This is a genomic window from Leifsonia sp. ALI-44-B, assembly GCF_001984125.1.
GTDB lineage: Bacteria > Actinomycetota > Actinomycetes > Actinomycetales > Microbacteriaceae > Okibacterium.
Genome location: NZ_MTQL01000006.1, coordinates 550,573 through 568,951, shown reverse-complemented (window position 1 = coordinate 568,951; position 18,379 = coordinate 550,573). Strand labels below are relative to the sequence as shown.

Genomic DNA, 18,379 nt, shown 5'->3' with positions numbered 1-18,379 from the left:
ATCCGTCGCGGGGGCAAGCGAGGTGGTACCGCGTTGCGTGAGCGACGTCCTCGCAGGAGATGACCTGCCAGGAGAGACATGTACCCGCGCCGTGCCCAATCGGGCGATGCCCCATCGAATTCCGTTCCCGCGAACTCGGACGCCGCCGCATCTGCCGCGCCGAGCGACGCCAAGCCCAGCGTCCCCGGAGCCGCTTTCGGCGTCACGCCCTCGCCGCGCTTCCCCGACATCGAGACCGACATCCTCTCGTTCTGGAAAGAGGACGGCACCTTCCAGGCCTCGGTCGACCAGCGCGCCGGCGACGACGAATGGGTCTTCTACGACGGCCCGCCCTTCGCCAACGGTCTGCCGCACTACGGCCACCTGCTGACGGGCTATGCCAAGGATGTCTTCCCGCGCTTCCAGACCATGCGCGGCAAGCAGGTGCACCGCCGCTTCGGCTGGGACACGCACGGCCTGCCCGCCGAGCTCGAGGCCGAGCGGCAGCTGGGCATCACCGACAAGAGCCAGATCGAGGAGATGGGCCTGGCCGCGTTCAACGACGCCGCGCGCTCCTCGGTGCTGAAGTACACCGACCAGTGGCAGGAGTATGTCACGCGCCAGGCGCGCTGGGTGGACTTCGACAACGACTACAAGACGCTCGACATCACTTACATGGAGTCGGTGATCTGGGCGTTCAAGCGCCTGCACGACAAGGGCCTCGCCTACGAGGGCTACCGCGTGCTGCCGTACTGCTGGCGCGACGAGACCCCGCTCAGCAATCACGAGCTGCGCATGGACGACGACGTGTACAAGATGCGTCAGGACCAGACCGTCACGGTCACGTTCCCGCTCGTCGGGCCGAAAGCCGAAACGCTGGGCCTTACGGGCGTGCGCGCCTTGGCCTGGACCACGACCCCGTGGACGCTGCCGACCAACATGGCCCTCGCGGTCGGTCCGGACATCGTCTATGCCGTCGTACCCGCCGGGCCGAACGGCACGCCCGACGCAACGGTGCAGCGCGAGGAATCCTCGGTCGACGCCTCCGCCGACCACGCGCCCGCCGCTCCCCAGGTCGAGGCCCGCCGCGAGGGCGACGGCGCCGGCGAACACGAGCACTCCGCACCCGGCAGCATCCAGTCATCCGGTGACTCTGCCGCACACCCCGCACTCTCGGTCGAGGTTCTCGGCGGCGAATACCTCATCGCCATCGACCTGGTGGGCAACTATGCCAAGGAGCTCGGCTACGACTCGGCCGACGAGGCGAAGGCCTCGATCCGCCGCACGGTCGTCGGCCGCGAACTCGAAGACGTCGCCTACGACCGCCTCTTCGACTACTACGCCGACACCGAGACGTGGGGCACCGAGAACGCCTGGCGCGTGCTGGTGGCCGACTACGTCACGACCTCCGACGGCACGGGCATCGTGCACCAGGCCCCCGCCTATGGTGAGGAAGACCAGAAGATCTGCGAGGCGGCGGGCATCCCCGTCATCCTCTCGCTCGACGCGGGCGGACGTTTCGTCTCCGAGATCACCGAGGTCGCCGGGCTGCACTGGTTCGACGCCAACAAGCCGCTCACGCAGCTGCTGAAGGCCGAGGGTCGCCTGCTGCGCCAGGCCAGCTACGAGCACTCCTACCCGCACTGCTGGCGCTGCCGCAACCCGCTCATCTACAAGGCCGTCTCGAGCTGGTTCGTGCGCGTGCCCGACTTCCGCGACCGCATGGAAGACCTCAACCAGGAGATCAACTGGGTCCCGGCCAACGTGAAAGACGGTCAGTTCGGCAAGTGGCTCGGCAACGCCCGCGACTGGTCGATCAGCCGCAACCGCTACTGGGGTTCGCCCATCCCCGTGTGGAAGAGCGACAACCCCGACTACCCGCGCATCGACGTCTACGGCTCGCTCGACGAGCTCGAGCGCGACTTCGGCGTGCGCCCCACCGATCTGCACCGCCCTTACATCGACGAGCTGACGCGTCCCAACCCCGACGATCCAACCGGCCAGTCGACCATGCGTCGCATCCCCGACGTGCTGGATGTCTGGTTCGACTCGGGCTCGATGCCGTTCGCCCAGGTGCACTACCCGTTCGAGAACCGCGAGTGGTTCGAGTCGCACAACCCGGCGGACTTCATCGTCGAGTACATCGGCCAGACCCGCGGATGGTTCTACCTCCTGCACGTGCTCTCGACCGCGTTGTTCGACCGCCCGGCATTCACCAACGTCATCAGCCACGGAATCGTGCTGGGCAGCGACGGCCAGAAGATGTCGAAGTCGCTGCGCAACTACCCCGATGTCTCCGAGGTGTTCGACCGCGACGGCTCCGACGCCATGCGCTGGTTCCTCGTCTCGAGCTCGGTGCTGCGCGGCGGCAACCTCATCGTCACCGAGGAGGGCATTCGCGAGGGCGTCCGTCAGCTGCTGCTGCCGTTCTGGAATACGTGGTACTTCTTCGCGCTCTACGCCAACACCGCTCGTGAGGGCGGTTACGAGGCGCGCTGGGATGCGACCTCCACCGACGTTCTCGACCGCTACATCCTTGCCAAGACACGTGAACTCGTTGTCGACGTGACGGACAACCTCGAGAACCTCGATGCGACGATTGCGGCCGCCAAGCTGCGCGACTTCGCCGACGTTTTGACCAACTGGTATGTGCGGCGTTCGCGCGACCGCTTCTGGCAGGGCGTGGACGAGAACGGCGCCGGTCGCGAGGCGTTCGACACGCTGTACACGGTCCTCGAAACCCTCGCGCGGGTGGCGGCTCCGCTCATCCCGCTCGTGTCTGAGCGGGTCTGGAAGGACCTGACCGGCGGCCGCAGCGTGCACCTGGAAGACTGGCCGAACCCCGAGCACCTGCCCGAGGATCACCGCCTGGTCGAGGCCATGGACCGCATCCGCCAGATCAGCTCCACGGCCCAGGCCCTGCGCAAGCAGGCGGGTCTGCGCGTGCGCCTGCCCCTGGCCGAGCTCACGGTCGTCACGGCCAACGCCGAGGCACTGGCGCCGTTCGAGGGCATCCTGCGCGACGAGCTCAACGTCAAGCGCGTGAGCGTGGCCGAGCAGACCGACGAGAGCGCGGCCGAGCACGGCATCACGTCGCGCCTCACGGTCAACGCGCGCGCCGCTGGCCCCCGCCTCGGCAAGAACGTGCAGCAGGTCATCAAGGCCGCGCGCTCGGGCGACTGGTCCGAGACCGACGGCGTTGTGACGGCCGGCGGAATCGAGCTCGTCGAGGGCGAATACGACCTCGTGCTCGAGACGCAGTCGGTCGACGGTGCCGAGAACGTGCTGGCGTTGCTGCCGGGCGGCGGTTTCGTCATCCTCGACACGCAGCTCACGCCCGAGCTCGAGGCCGAGGGGCTGTCGCGCGACCTCATCCGGGCCGTGCAAGACACGCGTAAGGCCGCCGGCTTCGAGGTGAGCGATCGCATCGACCTGGGCGTCGTCTTCTTCGACGAGCGGGATGCCGAGGCCATCGCCCTGGCACGTTCGAGTGTCGACGTGCCCGGCGAGACCCTGGCCACCTCGTTCGAGGTCGCCTCGCCGTCGACCGGTTTCGACCTCGACGCGTCGAGCGCCGTCTCGCCCGCCGAGTGGTTGCCCGTGGCGGTTCCCTTCGCGCCCGACTTCTTCCAGGATGTGAAGGCGGCTCAGTTCGCCAACGCGGGCCGCTTCGTGGTGGCCGTGCGCAAGACCGAAAGGAGCATCGATGTCTGATCGCTCATCCGCCGGCGACGGCCTGTTCTCGGACGACGCCGATCGCGCCGCGGGCGTCTACCAGGCGCTCATGGCGCGCTCGGGTGAGGGTTCGCCCCGCCCGCGACTCGACGCCACGCGCCACGCCGTCGAACTGCTCGGCGACCCGCACCACGCTTACCCGATGATCCATCTCACGGGCACCAACGGCAAGACCAGCACGTCGCGCATCATCGAGAGCATCCTGCGTGCCTACGGGTTGCGAACGGGCCTGTTCACGAGCCCGCACCTGGTGTCGTTCAACGAGCGCATCGTCATCGACGGCGAGCCGATCTCGGATGCCGCGCTGGCCGACAACTGGGAGGACATCTCGCCCTACCTCGAGATGACCGACGCGTGGCTCGCCGAACGCGGCGAGGGCCCGCTCACGTTCTTCGAAGCGCTGACGGTGCTCATGTTCGCGGCCTTCGCCGACGCGCCCATCGACGTCGCCGTGGTCGAGGTGGGCATGGGCGGCGAGTGGGATTCCACGAACGTCGCCGACGCCCGCGTCGCTGTCTTCACCCCCATCGACATCGACCACGTGCAGCGTCTCGGCTCGACCATCGCCGAGATCGCGCGCACCAAGGCGGGCATCATCAAGCCGGCCTCCGAGGTCGTCACGGCCCAGCAGAAGCCCGAGGCCCTGGCCGAGCTGCAGCGCGCGGCCGAACTCAGCGAGGCCAGCCTGGCCGTCGAGGGACGCGACTTCGAGCTGACCGGTGACACGGTCGCGGTCGGCGGCCAGATGCTCGCCGTCCGCGGCATCGCGTCCACCTACGAGGAGCTCTACCTGCCCCTCTATGGCTCACACCAGGGCCAGAACGCCGCCGTGGCTATCGCGGCTGTCGAGACCTTCATCGGCTCGGGCGGGCATGCGCTGTCGGCCGAGATCCTCACCGAGGGTCTCGCCGAGGTCACGTCGCCCGGTCGACTGCAGCTCGTCGGCACCGAACCCACCGTCCTCGTGGATGCCGCGCACAACCCGCACGGTGCGCTCTCCTTGCGCGTCGCCATCGACGAGTATTTCGACTTCGACGAGGTCGCGATCGTCGTCGGCGTGCTCGACGACAAGGATGCCGCGGGTATCCTCACTGCGCTCGGGCCCGTCGCCACACGCCTCTACGTCACCGAATCCGAGTCGGAGCGCGCCATCCCGGCCGACGCCCTGGCCGAGATCGCGCACGTCGCCACGGGCCTCGAAGACGTCTTCGTGCTGGATCGGGTCGAAGACGCCGTGCAGAACGCCCGCCAGTGGGCCGCCGAATCACCCAAGCGGCTCGTCGTCGTGACCGGTTCGATCACGGTCGTCGGCGAGGTCATCGACCTGGCGCGCGACGAGGAGTGGAAACCGTGAGCGGACTCTTCTCGGGCCGAGGAGGCGGCCGCGCCGGTCGCCCCCGCCGTCAGCGCAGCGTCACCGAACTCGTCGCCTCGATCGTCCTGGGCTTCGAAACCGTCGTCGTCTTCCTGGCCGCGCTCGTGATCTTCGGCCTCAAGGCGCTGCCGCCCGCCCCCGCGCTGATCGGCGGGGCCGTCTTCTGCCTGGCGCTGTTCGCGGCGATCGGGTTGCTGCACACGCCCGCCGGAATCATCCTCGGCTGGGTGCTGCAAGCCGCTATCGTGGCTACCGGCATCTTCGTGCCCGCCATGTTCGTGGTCGGCATCCTGTTCGTCGCGATCTGGGTGTACGCCATGTATGCCGGAGGACGCATAGACCGCAGAAACAACTCGCACAACACTCTGGAGACCGAATAATGGCCGTTCAAGAAACACTCGTCCTGGTGAAGCCCGACGGCGTCGCCCGCAGCCTGACCGGTGAGATCCTGCGCCGCATCGAGGCCAAGGGCTACTCGCTCGTCGACATCAAGCTCGTCGAGGCCGAGCGCGAGCTGCTCGCCGAGCACTACGCCGAGCACGAGGGCAAGCCCTTCTTCGAGCCGCTCGTCGAGTTCATGCTCTCGGGCCCGATCGTCGCCATCCGCGTGGCCGGCGACCGCGTGATCGAGGGCTTCCGTGCCCTCGCCGGCGCGACCGACCCCACCACGGCTCTGCCGGGCACCATCCGCGGCGACCTCGGCCGCGACTGGGGCCTCAAGGTGCAGCAGAACCTGGTGCACGGATCTGACAGCCCCGAGTCGGCGGCGCGCGAACTGACGCTCTGGTTCAAGTAACCGCTCCGACGAAAACGGCCGGTCTCCCTCGGGAGAACCGGCCGTTTTCGTCTGCGCGGGCGGTTACAGGAACGACAGGAAGTCGAGACGCACCTGAGCCAGGATGGCGATCACCACGTAGCAGAGCACGGTGATGAGCGGCACCCATCCGGCCAGTGACCGTGCCACGCGCCGCGCCGATGCACTGACCGGGATGTTGCCCGACCCGAGGTTGTAGAGCGTGACCGCGAGGAACGCGGGAATGGTCACCGACCACGTCACCATGCACCACGGGCACAGGGTGCCCAGCACGAAGATGCTCTGGCTGATGAGCCAGATGACGAAGACGAGGGCGCCGAGCAACCCGATGTTGAAGGCCACCCAGAACCAGCGCGCGAAACGGGCGCCGGCCAGGATCGCCACGCCGACCGCGATGGGCGCGACCCACGCACCCAGGCCGATCAGCGGGTTGGGAAAACCGAAGAGGGCGCCCTGAGCCGAGCCCAGGTTCGCGCCGCACTGCACGACGATGTTGAAGTCGCAGGATGCCGTCGACCCCGGGTTCTGCAGCAGGTGAAACTTCTCGATCGTCAGCTGGAAGGCCGCGATCCAGCCGATGACACCGGCGATGATCAGGAAAATCGCGAGGCCACGAGGATGGATGCGCCCCGCCGCATGCTCAGCGCCACCGTCTCGCGTGTCGTCGTCCGTGTCGATGTCGTCACCGACGTCAGACGTGCGGCGGGCGTTTTCGGGGGAGCGGGCGGCGGTTTCTCGGGACACAGTCGGATTATGGCACGCGCGTTCGAGCCAACCCTTCGAATGTCGCGCACCCCGAGGCGTGTGCGTGCGATAATGGACGCGCACCGTCGGGGCCGCGCTCCGACAACGCATGATGTCTTTGCTACACCGAACCCGAGTCATCCGAATCGCACCGCGAGTGTTTCGCGAGCGAATTGATACGGGGGAGAGTGCAGTTGTGTGCCGATCACGGTGATCGGCCGAAGGGTGACCAGAGCCACGTGGCCGGTTGCTGTGAGTGTTAACGAGTGGAACCGGCGCACCAGCGCTGCTCCACCAGAGATTTCCCGGCAGGGTGGCGCGGCCACTTCGCCGGATGAGGAGTGCACCAGTAATGGTGAAAAAGAATATTGATTCCAACTCGTCCGAATCTGGCGAGACCACCGCGAACGACGCCCTGAGCGACGCGAGCACCGAGACGCCCAACACCGAAGCGTCCGACACCCAGACGCCGCACGTCGCCCCCGAGTCTCCATTCGAGGGTGCGGACTCGGCTGAAGCCGTGACTGACGCGCCGTTCGGGGACGAGGCGTTGCCGGTCGAAACTGCGGCCGCCGAGACGCCCGGCAGCGAGACGCCTAGCACCGAGACTGACGACGTTCAGTCACCGCCTGCCGCGGGCCACGCAGCCGCCGCTGACGTCTCCGACACCACGGAGGCTGCTGAAGCCACGGATGCTGACACCACCACCACCGCCGCCGCCGCCGACTCAACCGACGCTGCTGACGCCCCCGAGGCCACTAACGAGGCCGACGCTGCTGACGCTGACGCTGCGGGCGCCACCGTGGTTCAGGATGCCGCGAGCACCGCTGACGCCGCGGGCACCGACGGTTCTCGCTCCGACGCCGCTGGGGCCCCGGCCTCTGCATCCGTCACTGCTGGCGCAGATGACGCGTCCTCCGCCTCCTCCTCCACCTCAGACTCGTCGGCTGCCGCTGCCGAGCCTGCAACGTCCGGCTCGAAGCGAGAAGCGGTCGCAGGCGCCGAAACGCCCGCCGCTGCATCCACGCCGACTGCCGAACCCGAAGCGGCCCCGGCGCCATTCGTGTCGGCACCGTCGACGCTGCTCATCTTCCAGGCGCCTCCGGTTCTGCCGCAGGTGGCCGACGACCGCGACGACGACCGCGGATGGCGCGACCGCTCGGGTTCCTCCCGCAACGACCGTCGTTCGCGCGACGACGACCGCCGTTCGCGTGACCAGGGTGGCCGCAACGCCTCCGACCGCACCGACCGCTACTCGCGCGATGACCGTGACCGTGACCGCGACGACCGCGACGACCGCTCTCGTGACGACCGCTCGCGTGACGACCGCGCCCGCGACGACCGTGCCCGCGACGACCGTGCCCGCGACGACCGTGCCCGCGACGACCGTGCCCGCGACGACCGTGCCCGCGACGACCGCGACGACGACACCGAGTCCTCCTCGGCCCGCCGCCGTAACCGCCGCCGCTCCGGCGAAGAAGACCGTTCATCGGGCACCGAGCCGGCCAATACGGTCGTCAAGGTGCGTCAGCCGCGCGAACCCGAGCTCATCACCGAACCGCAGCGCATCAAGGGTTCGACCCGCCTCGAGGCCAAGAAGCAGCGCCGCCGCGACGGTCGCGACGCCGGGCGCCGCCGCACGGTCGTGACCGAGGCCGAGTTCCTCGCCCGCCGCGAGTCCGTCGACCGCAAGATGGTCGTGCGCTCGAAGCACAGCCGCATCCAGATCGGTGTGCTCGAAGACGGCGTGCTCGTCGAGCACTATGTGGCCCGCAACCAGGACGCCTCGCTCATCGGCAACGTCTACCTGGGCCGCGTGCAGAACGTGCTGCCCAGCATGGAAGCCGCCTTCGTCGACATCGGCCGCGGCCGCAACGCCGTCCTCTACTCCGGCGAGGTCGACTGGGATGCCGCCGAAACCGGCAACCAGCCCCGCCGCATCGAACTGGCGCTCAAGCCCGGCGACCGCGTCCTCGTGCAGGTCACCAAGGACCCCGTCGGCCACAAGGGTGCCCGTCTCACGAGCCAGGTCTCGCTGCCCGGCCGCTACCTCGTGTACGTGCCCAACGGGTCGATGAACGGCATCAGCCGCAAGCTGCCCGACACCGAGCGCGCGCGCCTCAAGAAGATCCTCAAAGAGGTCCTGCCCGACAACAACGGTGTCATCGTGCGCACCGCCGCCGAGGGTGCGACCGAAGAGCAGCTCACGCTCGACGTCAACCGCCTCATCAACCAGTGGGCCGAGATCTCGCGCCAGGTCGAGTCGGTCCAGGCCCCCGCGCTGCTGCACTCCGAGCCTGATCTGCTGATCAAGATCGTCCGGGATGTCTTCAACGAGGACTTCCAGAAGATGGTCATCGACGGCGACGACGCTCGCGAGGTCATCGAGAGCTACCTGCGCGGAGTCGCCCCCGACCTGCTCGAGCGTGTCGAACGCTACGAAGGCCAGAAAGACTCCTTCGACGAGTACCGCATCAGCGAACAAATCGAGAAGGCGCTCGACCGCAAGGTCTGGCTGCCGTCCGGCGGTTCGCTCGTCATCGACCGCACCGAGGCCATGACGGTCATCGACGTCAACACGGGCAAGTTCGTCGGCTCCGGGGGAAACCTCGAGGAGACCGTCACCAAGAACAACCTCGAAGCGGCCGAAGAGATCGTGCGCCAGCTGCGTCTGCGCGACATCGGCGGAATCATCGTCGTCGACTTCATCGACATGGTGCTCGAGAACAACCGCGACCTCGTGCTGCGGCGCATGGTCGAATGCCTCTCCCGTGACCGCACCAAGCACCAGGTCGCCGAGGTCACCTCGCTCGGCCTCGTGCAGATGACGCGAAAGAAGCTGGGCCTCGGCCTGCTCGAGTCGTTCTCCGAGCCGTGCGAGACCTGCGCCGGCCGCGGCGTCATCGTGCACCACGAACCCGTGTTCAAGCACCGCCAGCAGCAGCAGACGCCCCAGCCGGAGCGTCGCCGCGGCGGCAAGGGCCAGAACGGCAACGGCAACAACGGTTCGTCGAACGGCAACAATGGCAACAACGGCGGCAACGGCAACAACGGTGGCAACAACAACGGCGGTGCCAACAATGGAGGCGGCAACGGCAACGGCAACGCCCTGAGCCAGGCCGCGAAGGCCGCCCACGCCATCACGGATGACGCCAAGAACGCTCTCGCCCAGATCGCCGCCAGCACGCTGGCCGCGCACCCCGCGGGAGACGAGTCGGCGCAGGGCGAGCACGACGCGCACGGTTCCGCACAGGGCCAGGTCGCCGCATCCACCGAGACGAACGGCGACAACTCTCGTCGCGACGCTCAGCAGGGCGGCCAGCAGTCAAGCAACGGCCAGCAGAACGGGTCAGGCGACTCGGCCTCGGAGTCGCCGCGCAAGAAGCGCAGCCGCAACAAGCGCGACAAGCAGCAGAACGATCGCGCACCGCGCGACGAACGCGGGCCCGAGGCATTCAACACGGATGCCTCAGCGCCCGCCGAGTCGACGGCCGCCCCCGTCGAGCGCTCCGCCGCTCCTGTCGAGGCTCCCGCAACCGAGGCGTCGAACCCTCCCCGCGAAGCCACGCCCGAGCGCCAGGCCGAGCCCGCCCGCATTCTCGACCTGCCCATCGTGGCGAACAAGGTCGAGCGTCCGGTGCGTCGCAACGCGGACGACCTGCTCGGCTCCGTGCTCGACGCGCTGCCCGAGCCCAAGCAGCCCGGCCAGGGTCGCTCCAAGAGCCGTCGCGTCACCACGGCCGCTCTGCAGGGCACGCCCGTGCGCCACGAGCCCACGCCGGTGAAGCGCGCGGAAGACGCTCAAGAGAACTAACGGCGCAACGCTGCCCCGGATGCGGAAACGCACCTCTCGGGGCAGCTCAGCGCGACGAAGGACCGGGCTTTCGAGCTCGGTCCTTCGCCTTTACCCGAAGGCCGGAAGCGATCAGGCGCCGCACCAGTTCGTTCGACGGAACAGGAACTGCCCCGGCCGCGATCAATCGCTCATAGGCGCGGGCGGGAACGTCATAATGGTCCAGGTCGAAACTGCGCGGCGGCACGTCATTGCGTTTCGCGAAGTCGTGCAACTCCTCGATCGAAGAATCGCTCACCAAATGTGACCAGAACGTGTCGTGGGCCGGCCAGTCGGCCGGGTCGATCAGGATGGTCATGAGACAATCTTAGGAACGTGTCGAGAGAGCTCCGGTCGCATTTGTGGCCGAAGAAGTAATCGAGTAGAGTTGACCGTTGGTGTGCGTTGTTCAATCCGCGCATCACACAGGTTTTCTGACACCGGCAGGCCATCCCGTTCGCGGGGTGCCGAACGGTACAGATCAACCGGTGCAGGTCTCGAGCGGTGTGGATATCCATCCGGACTCGTTCAATCTGTGCAGGAGTTGTCTGAAACATCGGGCAGTGACTGTCCGAAATATGTTCACCGGAGCGTAGAGCTCCCCAAAGATAGGTACGAGTAGTGGTTTACGCAGTTGTGCGCGCCGGCGGTCGGCAAGAAAAGGTAGAGGTCGGCACCATCGTCACGATGGACCGGATCAAGGCCAATGCAGAAGGCAACGTCGAGCTCGCTGCTGTCCTGCTCGTCGATGGCGACAAGATCACCTCTGACGCGGGTTCGCTCGCCAAGGTGACCGTCACGGCAGAGGTTCTCGGCAACCTTCGCGGTCCGAAGATCGTCATCCAGAAGTTCAAGAACAAGACCGGTTACAAGAAGCGTCAGGGGCACCGTCAGGAGCTCACGCGCGTCAAGATCACCGGCATCAAGTAAGGCATCGAGGAGAAGAACAGATGGCACACAAGAAGGGTGCGAGTTCCACTCGCAACGGTCGTGACTCCAACGCACAGCGTCTCGGTGTCAAGCGCTTCGGCGGTCAGGTCGTCCTCGCGGGCGAGATCATCGTCCGCCAGCGCGGCACGCACTTCCACCCCGGCGTGAACGTCGGGCGTGGCGGCGACGACACGCTGTTCGCCCTCTCGGCCGGCGCGGTCGAGTTCGGCAACAAGGGCGGCCGCAAGGTTGTCAACATCGTCGCATCGGCTGCCGAATAAGCATCGATTCGCGAGCGGCGCGATAAGCGTCGCAGTGATTTCTGACAGTGGGCGAGCCTCGGCTCGCCCACTGTTTTTTTAGCTACAACACCGTCGGGCGACATCCGGCGAACAATTGAGGGTGAAGGAGGTGGGCTCGTGGCGACATTCGTCGATCGAGTAACACTGCACTTGCGTGCGGGTAACGGCGGAAACGGTTGCGTTTCGGTGAAACGCGAGAAGTTCAAGCCCCTCGCCGGCCCCGATGGTGGCAACGGCGGGCACGGCGGCGACATCGTCCTCGTCTCCGATACGCAGACCACCACACTGCTGGCCTACCACCGCGCCCCCCACCGTCACTCCCAGAACGGCGGCGCCGGAATGGGCGACCACCGCGCCGGCTTCATGGGCGAAGAGATGGAACTCGCGGTCCCCGTCGGCACGGTCGTGAAAGACGCCGACGGCAACGAGCTGGTCGACTTCGTCGAACCCGGCATGCGTTTCGTCGTCGCCCCCGGCGGCCAGGGCGGCCTCGGCAACGCGGCCCTCTCCAGCACCAAGCGCAAGGCACCCGGTTTCGCCCTGCTCGGAACGCCGGGTTGGGAAGGCGACGTCTTCCTCGAACTCAAAATCGTCGCGGACATCGCGCTCGTCGGCTACCCGTCCGCGGGCAAGTCCAGCCTGGTCGCCGCCATCTCGGCCGCCAAGCCCAAGATCGCCGACTACCCGTTCACCACGCTGCACCCCAACCTCGGCGTCGTTCAGGCCGGTGACGCCCGCTACACCGTGGCCGACGTGCCCGGTCTCATCGAGGGTGCCAGCGAAGGCAAGGGCCTGGGGCTCGAGTTCCTGCGTCACGTGGAGCGGTGCTCCGCGCTGCTGCACGTTCTCGACTGCGCCACGCTCGAACCCGGGCGCGACCCGCTCACCGATCTCGACATCATCCTCAACGAGCTCGGCAAATACCCCGTGCCCGAAGGCCAGACGCCGCTGCTCGAGCGACCGCAGCTCATCGCGCTCAATAAGATCGACGTGCCCGAGGGGCGGGAACTCGCGGACTTTGTGAAGCCAGACCTCGAGGCCCGCGGCTATCGCGTGTTCGAGATCTCGACCGTGAGCCACGAGGGCCTGCGTCAGCTGTCCTACGCGCTCGGCGAGCTCGTCGAGACCGAACGCCGTGCCCGTGAAGCCGAGGCCGCCGCTCGCCCCCGCATCGTCATCCGCCCGCAGGCCGTCAACGACAGCGGCTTCAAGGTCGTCGTCGAGGGTGGCACCTACGGCAACGTCTACCGCATCCTGGGCGAGAAGCCGCAGCGGTGGGTGGCGCAGACCGACTTCACCAACGACGAGGCCGTCGGCTTCCTCGCCGACCGCCTGGCCAAGCTCGGCGTCGAAGACCAGCTCTTCAAGGCGGGCGCTGTCGCCGGCTCGACCGTCGTCATCGGCCCCGGCCAGGGTGTCGTCTTCGACTGGGAGCCCACGCTCACGTCGACTGCCGAGCTCATCACCACACCGCGTGGTGCCGACGCTCGACTCGACGACAACTTCCGCCCAACCCGCAACCAGCGCCGCGAGAACTACTTCGAGCGCATGGATGCCAAAGCCGAAGCGCGTGCCGAGCTGGCGCGCGAACGCGAAGCCGGGTTGTGGAACGTCGACGAAGAGAACGATGCCGAGGCCGATTCGGCTGCGACATCCGGCGCCGAGGGCTCCGAACACGAGGGTTCCTCCGAGGAGAAAGCCGAGTAACACATGGCGCAAGCTGTGCAGGTGCGCGGGCGCGGCGACATCGCCGCCGCCCGACGCGTCGTCGTGAAGGTCGGGTCGTCCTCGATTTCGGGCGACAACGCCGGTCAGATCGAGCCCCTCGTCGATGCGCTCGCGCGGGCGTTCGGGCGTGGGGTCGAGGTCATCCTGGTGTCGTCCGGTGCCATCGCGACCGGAATGCCGCATCTGCGCCTCGACTCGAGGCCCACGGACCTGGCCACGCAACAGGCCGCGGCCGCCGTCGGTCAGAACGTGCTCATCTACCGCTACCAGGACAGCCTGCGCCGCTACGACATCGTCGCCGGCCAGGTTCTCCTGACCGCGGGCGACCTCGAGAACCCGACGCACCGCAGCAACGCCGAGCGTGCGATGGAACGGCTTCTGTCGCTCCGCATCTTGCCCATCGTCAACGAGAACGACACGGTCGCGACGCACGAGATCCGCTTCGGCGACAACGACCGACTCGCGGCCCTCGTGTCGCAACTCGTCCGCGCCGATGTGCTCGTGTTGTTGAGCGATGTCGACGCGCTCTACACGAAACCGCCCAGCGAGCCGGGCGCCCAGCGCATCGACAACGTCGCCGCCGGGGAACAGCTCGAGGGTGTCTCGTTCGGAGAATCCGCGTCGGGCGTGGGCACCGGGGGAGCGGCCACCAAGGTCTCGGCGGCACGGCTGGCAGCGGATGCCGGCACCGCCGTCCTCGTCACCGCCACTGCCCTGGTCGAGCAGGCGCTTGAGGGCGCTCCGATCGGCACCTGGTTCGAACCGCAACCGCGCTAAGCGTCTTTCGCCACAGCCGCCCCCGTTCGTCGTCGGGCCGTCACACGGTGTCGCCCGAGCATCCCGATCGCTAAACTCGGGTCATGACTCTGGCAGCCGATGTTTCGCAGCACGTTTCCGGTGACGACACTTCCGCGGTGCCCGCAGCCGCCCCCGCGGACGACGTGGTGTCGGGTGTGCACGAGCGCCTGATCGCGGCACGTGCGGCATCCCGCATCCTGGCCGGTTCGACCGGCAACCAGCGCGTCGCCGCCCTGCACGCCATCGCGGCGGGGATCGAGGCGAACATCGAGCGCATCGTCGAGGCCAACGCTCTCGACCTGGAGGCCGGCCAGATGAACGGTCTCGCGTCGGGGCTCCTCGACCGGCTGCGTCTCGACGAGTCGCGCCTGCACGGGCTCGCCGCCGCCGTGCGCCAGATCTCGAGCCTCACCGATCCCATCGGCCAGACGGTGCGCGGCAGCACCCTCCCCAACGGCATCAAGATCGACCAGGTGCGCGTGCCGTTCGGCGTCGTCGGCGCCATCTACGAAGCTCGCCCCAACGTGACGATCGACATCGCGGCCCTGGCCCTGAAGAGCGGTAATGCCGTCATCCTGCGCGGTGGCACGGCCGCCGAGAACAGCAACCGGGTGCTCGTCACCCTCATCCGTGAGGCGCTCACGAGTACCGGTCTGCCGGCCGACGCCGTCGACACCATCGACGATTTCGGCCGTCCCGGTGCCGCCGAGCTCATGCGGGCCAGGGGCCTGGTCGACGTTCTGATTCCGCGGGGGAGTGCTGCGCTCATCCAAACCGTCGTGCGTGACTCGCAGGTGCCCGTCATCGAGACAGGGGCGGGTGTCGTGCACATCTTCCTCGACGCCTCGGCGCGCGAAGACTGGGCGATCGACATCGTCGAGAACGCCAAGGTGCAGCGGCCGAGCGTGTGCAACGCCGTCGAAACCCTTCTCGTGCACCGGGATGCCGCGGCGCGCGTGTTGCCCCAGGTGCTCGAGCGCCTGCGTTCCGCCGGTGTCACCCTGCACGGCGACGCACGCACGGCCGCGCTCGCGCCCGACGTCGTGCCCGCCACCGAGGCGGACTGGGAGACCGAGTACATGACGCTCGACATCGCCGTGCGCATCGTCGACGACCTCGACGAGGCCCTCGAGCACATCCGCCGCTACTCCACGGGCCACACCGAGTCGATCATCACCGACGACGTCGCCTCGGCCGAGCGCTTCCTCGCCGAGATCGATTCGGCCGTCGTCATGGTCAACGCATCGACGCGGTTCACGGATGGCGCCGAATTCGGGTTCGGCGCCGAGGTGGGCATCAGCACCCAGAAGCTTCATGCTCGTGGACCCATGGGCCTCCCCGAATTGACGAGCACCAAGTGGATCGTGCGCGGTTCCGGCCAGGTTCGCCCCTAGCGCGTGCCGAGCCGGTACACTACTACGAGGCTCTTTTGGCGTGATAACGCGCACGGGGCCGTGAAAAAACATCGAACGGAGAACTGATGTCCTTTGCGACCATCGTGCTGGCCGCGGCCGAAGCACACGTCGAGCTGCCCATGCCGACCTGGATGTATGCGCTGATCGCCGCCATCATCTTCATTCTCCTCGGCCTCGCCACGTTCTCCTACCGCGACGTCGCGAACCGTCACGCCGCCAAGGCCAACGCTCGCGCAGGCCGCGTTCACGACCACGACGTCTCCGGCCACGGCCACTAAGTCGGGCGCCAGATAGCAGTCGACGACCTGTGACCTCCGCCGCGAGCACCACCCGGCCACGCATCGGCGTGATGGGTGGAACGTTCGACCCCATTCACCATGGGCACTTGGTCGCGGCCAGTGAGGTCGCGCAGTCGTTCGGACTCGACGAAGTCATCTTCGTCCCCACGGGCAGCCCGTGGCACAAGCAGACGGTGACGAGCAGCGAGCACCGCTACCTCATGACCGTGATCGCCACGGCATCCAACCCGCAGTTCACCGTCAGCCGCGTCGATATCGACCGGGGCGGGCCCACCTACACGATCGACACTCTGCGCGATCTGCGCAAACAGCGGCCCGACGCTGAGTTCTTCTTCATCTCGGGGGCCGATGCCGTGGCCCAGATCCTGGGTTGGAAAGATCACGACGAGCTCTGGTCACTGGCCCACTTCGTCGCTGTGAGTCGTCCGGGACATCCACTCAACATCTCGGGGCTGCCCCAGCAAGACGTAAGCTTGCTGGAGGTTCCTGCGCTGGCGATATCGTCTACCGACTGTCGGAGCCGGGTTAACCGGGGTTTCCCGGTCTGGTATTTAGTTCCCGACGGTGTCGTGCAGTACATCACCAAACACCACCTTTACCGGAGTAGCCCATGAGTTCGAACGACGAGCCACAACTCACCCGCCGCCAGATGCGCGAGCGGCGCGGGGTCGACACGCAAGGCGTGCCCATCGTCGGCGCCGGCGAAGGCTCCACATCCTCGGGCGATGCCGCGAAAACGGTTCCGGCCGCGCCCGCCACCCGTTCGCGGCGCGTTTCCACGTCCGCTGCCGTTGCCGGTGGTCAGATTCCCGACATGCAGGCGGCCGAGCGAGCCGCGGCCGACGCATCCACCGACGCCGAGAAGGCCGAAGCCGCTCGGCAGACCGCACCCGCTCTGTCCCTCGAAGAGATCGCCGAGCTCGAGAAGCGTGCGCAGGCGGGCATCCCGCTGACGAGGCGTCAGGCCCGTGACCTCGAGAAGGCTAAGACCGCCTCGGTTCCCATCATCAGTGCGGCGGATGCGGCAGCCGCCCGTGCGGCTTCGGCGCCTGCCGTCGCAGCCGATGCTTCGTCGTCCCACGGTGCGGCATCCGAGGACCTTCGCCGTGAGGGTGATGGTGCAGCTGAGAACGCGCCGGAGTCGTCAGACGTTGCCGAACAGGACGCGGCCGCTGCCGTGGACAGTGACGTCGAATCCGCTGGCGTCGAATCCGGTGACGCGGAATCCGGTGACGCCGAAGACAGCGAGGCCGAGAACGGCAACGCTGAAGCCAGCGCTAACGGGAACGGCGAAGCCGCCGACAACACGGCGAGCGATGCCGGCGAACACGGTGGCGACGACGCCGTAGAGACCGCCCCCGCGAAAACATCGAAGCGTTCCAAGCGTGCCGAGAAGAAGGCTGCCCAGGAAGCCAAGCGTGCTGAAGAGGCTTCGCGCGAGGCGGCAGACGCCGAAGCGGCCGCCGGCTCTAACGGCGTGGCGGCCAAGCCGGCCACGCCCGTCGCCCCCATCCGCCCCGCCTTCATCGGCAAACCGGCCGCGAATGCGGCTCCGCTCATCGAGCGCCTCGACAACGCCTCGGACGACGGCGAGCAGACGTCGGGTCGACCGGGCCCGCGTCGCTCGAGCTACACGCCCCTCGGTGCGGATGATGCGACCGGCGCTGCGTCGACGCCCAGCGACGCTGTCGACGCCGAGACCGTGGAGGACGCCGACGCTGGCACCGACACCGACGGTGGATCTCCGTCACGGGACTCCGCCTCGGCGAAGACTCCCGAAACGATCGTCGTACCCGAGGTCGTCGAGAACTCCCACTCCGACGCCGCTTCGTCGTCGGCGCCGGATGATGGCGACTCGGCCGAGGGTGTCGCCACCGACGCAGCCGGCGCCGAAGACGGCGCGCCCAAGCTCGCCGAAGGCTTCGGCGAGCAGGTTCTCGAAGCGGGCACGGCATCCAGCACGACCGTTCCGCACGAGCAGCCCTTCGACCGCATCATCGCGCGTGGTGTGGAGGCAGCCGAGGCGCAAGCCGCCTCGAACGCGCTCATCCTGCCCACCATGCCGACGAACGACTCGCTCACCGGGCCGATCTCCTCGAACGGCAACGTGATCGTCACGGGTTCGATCGATCTGCCCGCGAGCCTGTCCTCCACGGGGCAGCACCCCAACTACTTCGATAAAGCTGAACTCGACACCATGTTCGAGGCCGACGAAGAGGCCGCGCCCGCAACGGCCGGCACCCCCGTCTCGGCGGCCCGTGCCGTCAGCACGCACACGCAGACGGGCGACGTGATCAACCCTCCGGCGCCCAGCCGCGACCACCGCCTGCTCATCATCCTGGCCATCACTGCCGGAGCCTTGCTCACGGCCGTGCTCGCCGTGGTGATCGTCGGCTTCGTCGTGGGCGCCTTCTAGCCCTCCCTCGTA

15 protein-coding genes are annotated in these 18,379 nt (G+C 67.6%); 13 read left to right on the top strand and 2 right to left on the bottom strand.

Features of this window, described 5'->3' with window-relative positions:
• Positions 1-78: 78 nt before the first annotated feature.
• Genes ALI44B_RS03655 through ndk form a run of 4 tightly spaced genes read left to right on the top strand, consistent with a single transcriptional unit; the run spans position 79 to position 5,885 of the window.
• The gene (locus ALI44B_RS03655; protein ID WP_083709497.1) at positions 79-3,693 is read left to right on the top strand and encodes an isoleucine--tRNA ligase; all 3,615 of its coding nucleotides are present in this window, start codon (positions 79-81) and stop codon (positions 3,691-3,693) included.
• Positions 3,686-5,068, top strand: coding sequence for a bifunctional folylpolyglutamate synthase/dihydrofolate synthase (locus tag ALI44B_RS03650; RefSeq protein WP_077053353.1), 1,383 nt, complete (start codon positions 3,686-3,688; stop codon positions 5,066-5,068). The genes ALI44B_RS03655 and ALI44B_RS03650 overlap by 8 nt, the downstream gene beginning before the upstream one ends.
• Positions 5,065-5,469 carry a DUF4233 domain-containing protein gene (locus tag ALI44B_RS03645; RefSeq protein ID WP_077053352.1) on the top strand — a complete coding sequence of 135 codons (405 nt, stop codon included), beginning with the start codon at positions 5,065-5,067 and terminating at the stop codon, positions 5,467-5,469. The genes ALI44B_RS03650 and ALI44B_RS03645 overlap by 4 nt, the downstream gene beginning before the upstream one ends.
• Positions 5,469-5,885 carry a nucleoside-diphosphate kinase gene (gene ndk, locus ALI44B_RS03640; protein ID WP_077053351.1) on the top strand — a complete coding sequence of 139 codons (417 nt, stop codon included), beginning with the start codon at positions 5,469-5,471 and terminating at the stop codon, positions 5,883-5,885. The genes ALI44B_RS03645 and ndk overlap by 1 nt, the downstream gene beginning before the upstream one ends.
• Positions 5,886-5,948: 63 nt before the next feature.
• Here the strand turns inward: ndk and ALI44B_RS03635 are convergent, their stop codons facing one another.
• Positions 5,949-6,527 (bottom strand): vitamin K epoxide reductase family protein, encoded by a 579-nt coding sequence (locus tag ALI44B_RS03635; RefSeq protein WP_077053951.1) that lies wholly within the window; start codon positions 6,525-6,527, stop codon positions 5,949-5,951.
• Positions 6,528-7,710: 1,183 nt separating this feature from the next.
• Here ALI44B_RS03635 and ALI44B_RS03630 point away from each other — a divergent pair.
• Positions 7,711-10,461, top strand: coding sequence for an Rne/Rng family ribonuclease (locus tag ALI44B_RS03630; RefSeq protein ID WP_496507424.1), 2,751 nt, complete (start codon positions 7,711-7,713; stop codon positions 10,459-10,461).
• A 46-nt stretch (positions 10,462-10,507) separates the two neighbouring features.
• Here ALI44B_RS03630 and ALI44B_RS03625 read toward each other — a convergent pair whose 3' ends face one another.
• Positions 10,508-10,798 (bottom strand): DUF4031 domain-containing protein, encoded by a 291-nt coding sequence (locus ALI44B_RS03625; protein ID WP_077053350.1) that lies wholly within the window; start codon positions 10,796-10,798, stop codon positions 10,508-10,510.
• A gap of 302 nt (positions 10,799-11,100) precedes the next feature.
• Here ALI44B_RS03625 and rplU point away from each other — a divergent pair, with 302 nt between their 5' ends.
• The 8 genes from rplU (at position 11,101) to ALI44B_RS03585 (ending at position 18,367) form a co-directional block, all read left to right on the top strand.
• Positions 11,101-11,409, top strand: a complete 309-nt coding sequence (gene rplU, locus ALI44B_RS03620) for a 50S ribosomal protein L21 (protein ID WP_077053349.1) — start codon at positions 11,101-11,103, stop codon at positions 11,407-11,409.
• A gap of 20 nt (positions 11,410-11,429) precedes the next feature.
• Entirely contained in the window at positions 11,430-11,690 is a 261-nt protein-coding gene (gene rpmA / locus ALI44B_RS03615) for a 50S ribosomal protein L27 (RefSeq protein ID WP_077053348.1), read from the top strand.
• A 138-nt stretch (positions 11,691-11,828) separates the two neighbouring features.
• Positions 11,829-13,418, top strand: a complete 1,590-nt coding sequence (gene obgE / locus ALI44B_RS03610) for a GTPase ObgE (RefSeq protein ID WP_077053347.1) — start codon at positions 11,829-11,831, stop codon at positions 13,416-13,418.
• 3 nt (positions 13,419-13,421) lie between these two features.
• Positions 13,422-14,216: a glutamate 5-kinase gene (gene proB / locus ALI44B_RS03605; protein ID WP_179100198.1), complete on the top strand. Its 795-nt coding sequence runs from the start codon at positions 13,422-13,424 to the stop codon at positions 14,214-14,216.
• 83 nt (positions 14,217-14,299) lie between these two features.
• Positions 14,300-15,631: a glutamate-5-semialdehyde dehydrogenase gene (locus ALI44B_RS03600; protein ID WP_083709493.1), complete on the top strand. Its 1,332-nt coding sequence runs from the start codon at positions 14,300-14,302 to the stop codon at positions 15,629-15,631.
• 86 nt (positions 15,632-15,717) lie between these two features.
• Positions 15,718-15,930 (top strand): hypothetical protein, encoded by a 213-nt coding sequence (locus tag ALI44B_RS15795; RefSeq protein ID WP_077053346.1) that lies wholly within the window; start codon positions 15,718-15,720, stop codon positions 15,928-15,930.
• Positions 15,931-15,959: 29 nt separating this feature from the next.
• Positions 15,960-16,565 carry a nicotinate-nucleotide adenylyltransferase gene (nadD, locus tag ALI44B_RS03590; protein ID WP_079727430.1) on the top strand — a complete coding sequence of 202 codons (606 nt, stop codon included), beginning with the start codon at positions 15,960-15,962 and terminating at the stop codon, positions 16,563-16,565.
• Positions 16,562-18,367 carry an ICP22 family protein gene (locus tag ALI44B_RS03585; protein WP_077053345.1) on the top strand — a complete coding sequence of 602 codons (1,806 nt, stop codon included), beginning with the start codon at positions 16,562-16,564 and terminating at the stop codon, positions 18,365-18,367. Before nadD ends, ALI44B_RS03585 begins: the two co-directional genes overlap by 4 nt.
• Positions 18,368-18,379 lie beyond the last annotated feature (12 nt).

Excerpts from the sequence above, each read along its gene's own strand:
- ALI44B_RS03655 (WP_083709497.1), top strand. The coding sequence starts at position 79 with ATGTACCCGCGCCGTGCCCAATCGGGCGATGCCCCATCGAATTCCGTT.
- ALI44B_RS03650 (WP_077053353.1), top strand. The coding sequence starts at position 3,686 with ATGTCTGATCGCTCATCCGCCGGCGACGGCCTGTTCTCGGACGACGCC.
- ndk (WP_077053351.1), top strand. The coding sequence starts at position 5,469 with ATGGCCGTTCAAGAAACACTCGTCCTGGTGAAGCCCGACGGCGTCGCC.
- ALI44B_RS03625 (WP_077053350.1), bottom strand. The coding sequence starts at position 10,798 with ATGACCATCCTGATCGACCCGGCCGACTGGCCGGCCCACGACACGTTC.
- rpmA (WP_077053348.1), top strand. The coding sequence starts at position 11,430 with ATGGCACACAAGAAGGGTGCGAGTTCCACTCGCAACGGTCGTGACTCC.
- proB (WP_179100198.1), top strand. The coding sequence starts at position 13,422 with ATGGCGCAAGCTGTGCAGGTGCGCGGGCGCGGCGACATCGCCGCCGCC.
- ALI44B_RS03600 (WP_083709493.1), top strand. The coding sequence starts at position 14,300 with ATGACTCTGGCAGCCGATGTTTCGCAGCACGTTTCCGGTGACGACACT.
- ALI44B_RS15795 (WP_077053346.1), top strand. The coding sequence starts at position 15,718 with ATGTCCTTTGCGACCATCGTGCTGGCCGCGGCCGAAGCACACGTCGAG.
- ALI44B_RS03585 (WP_077053345.1), top strand. The coding sequence starts at position 16,562 with ATGAGTTCGAACGACGAGCCACAACTCACCCGCCGCCAGATGCGCGAG.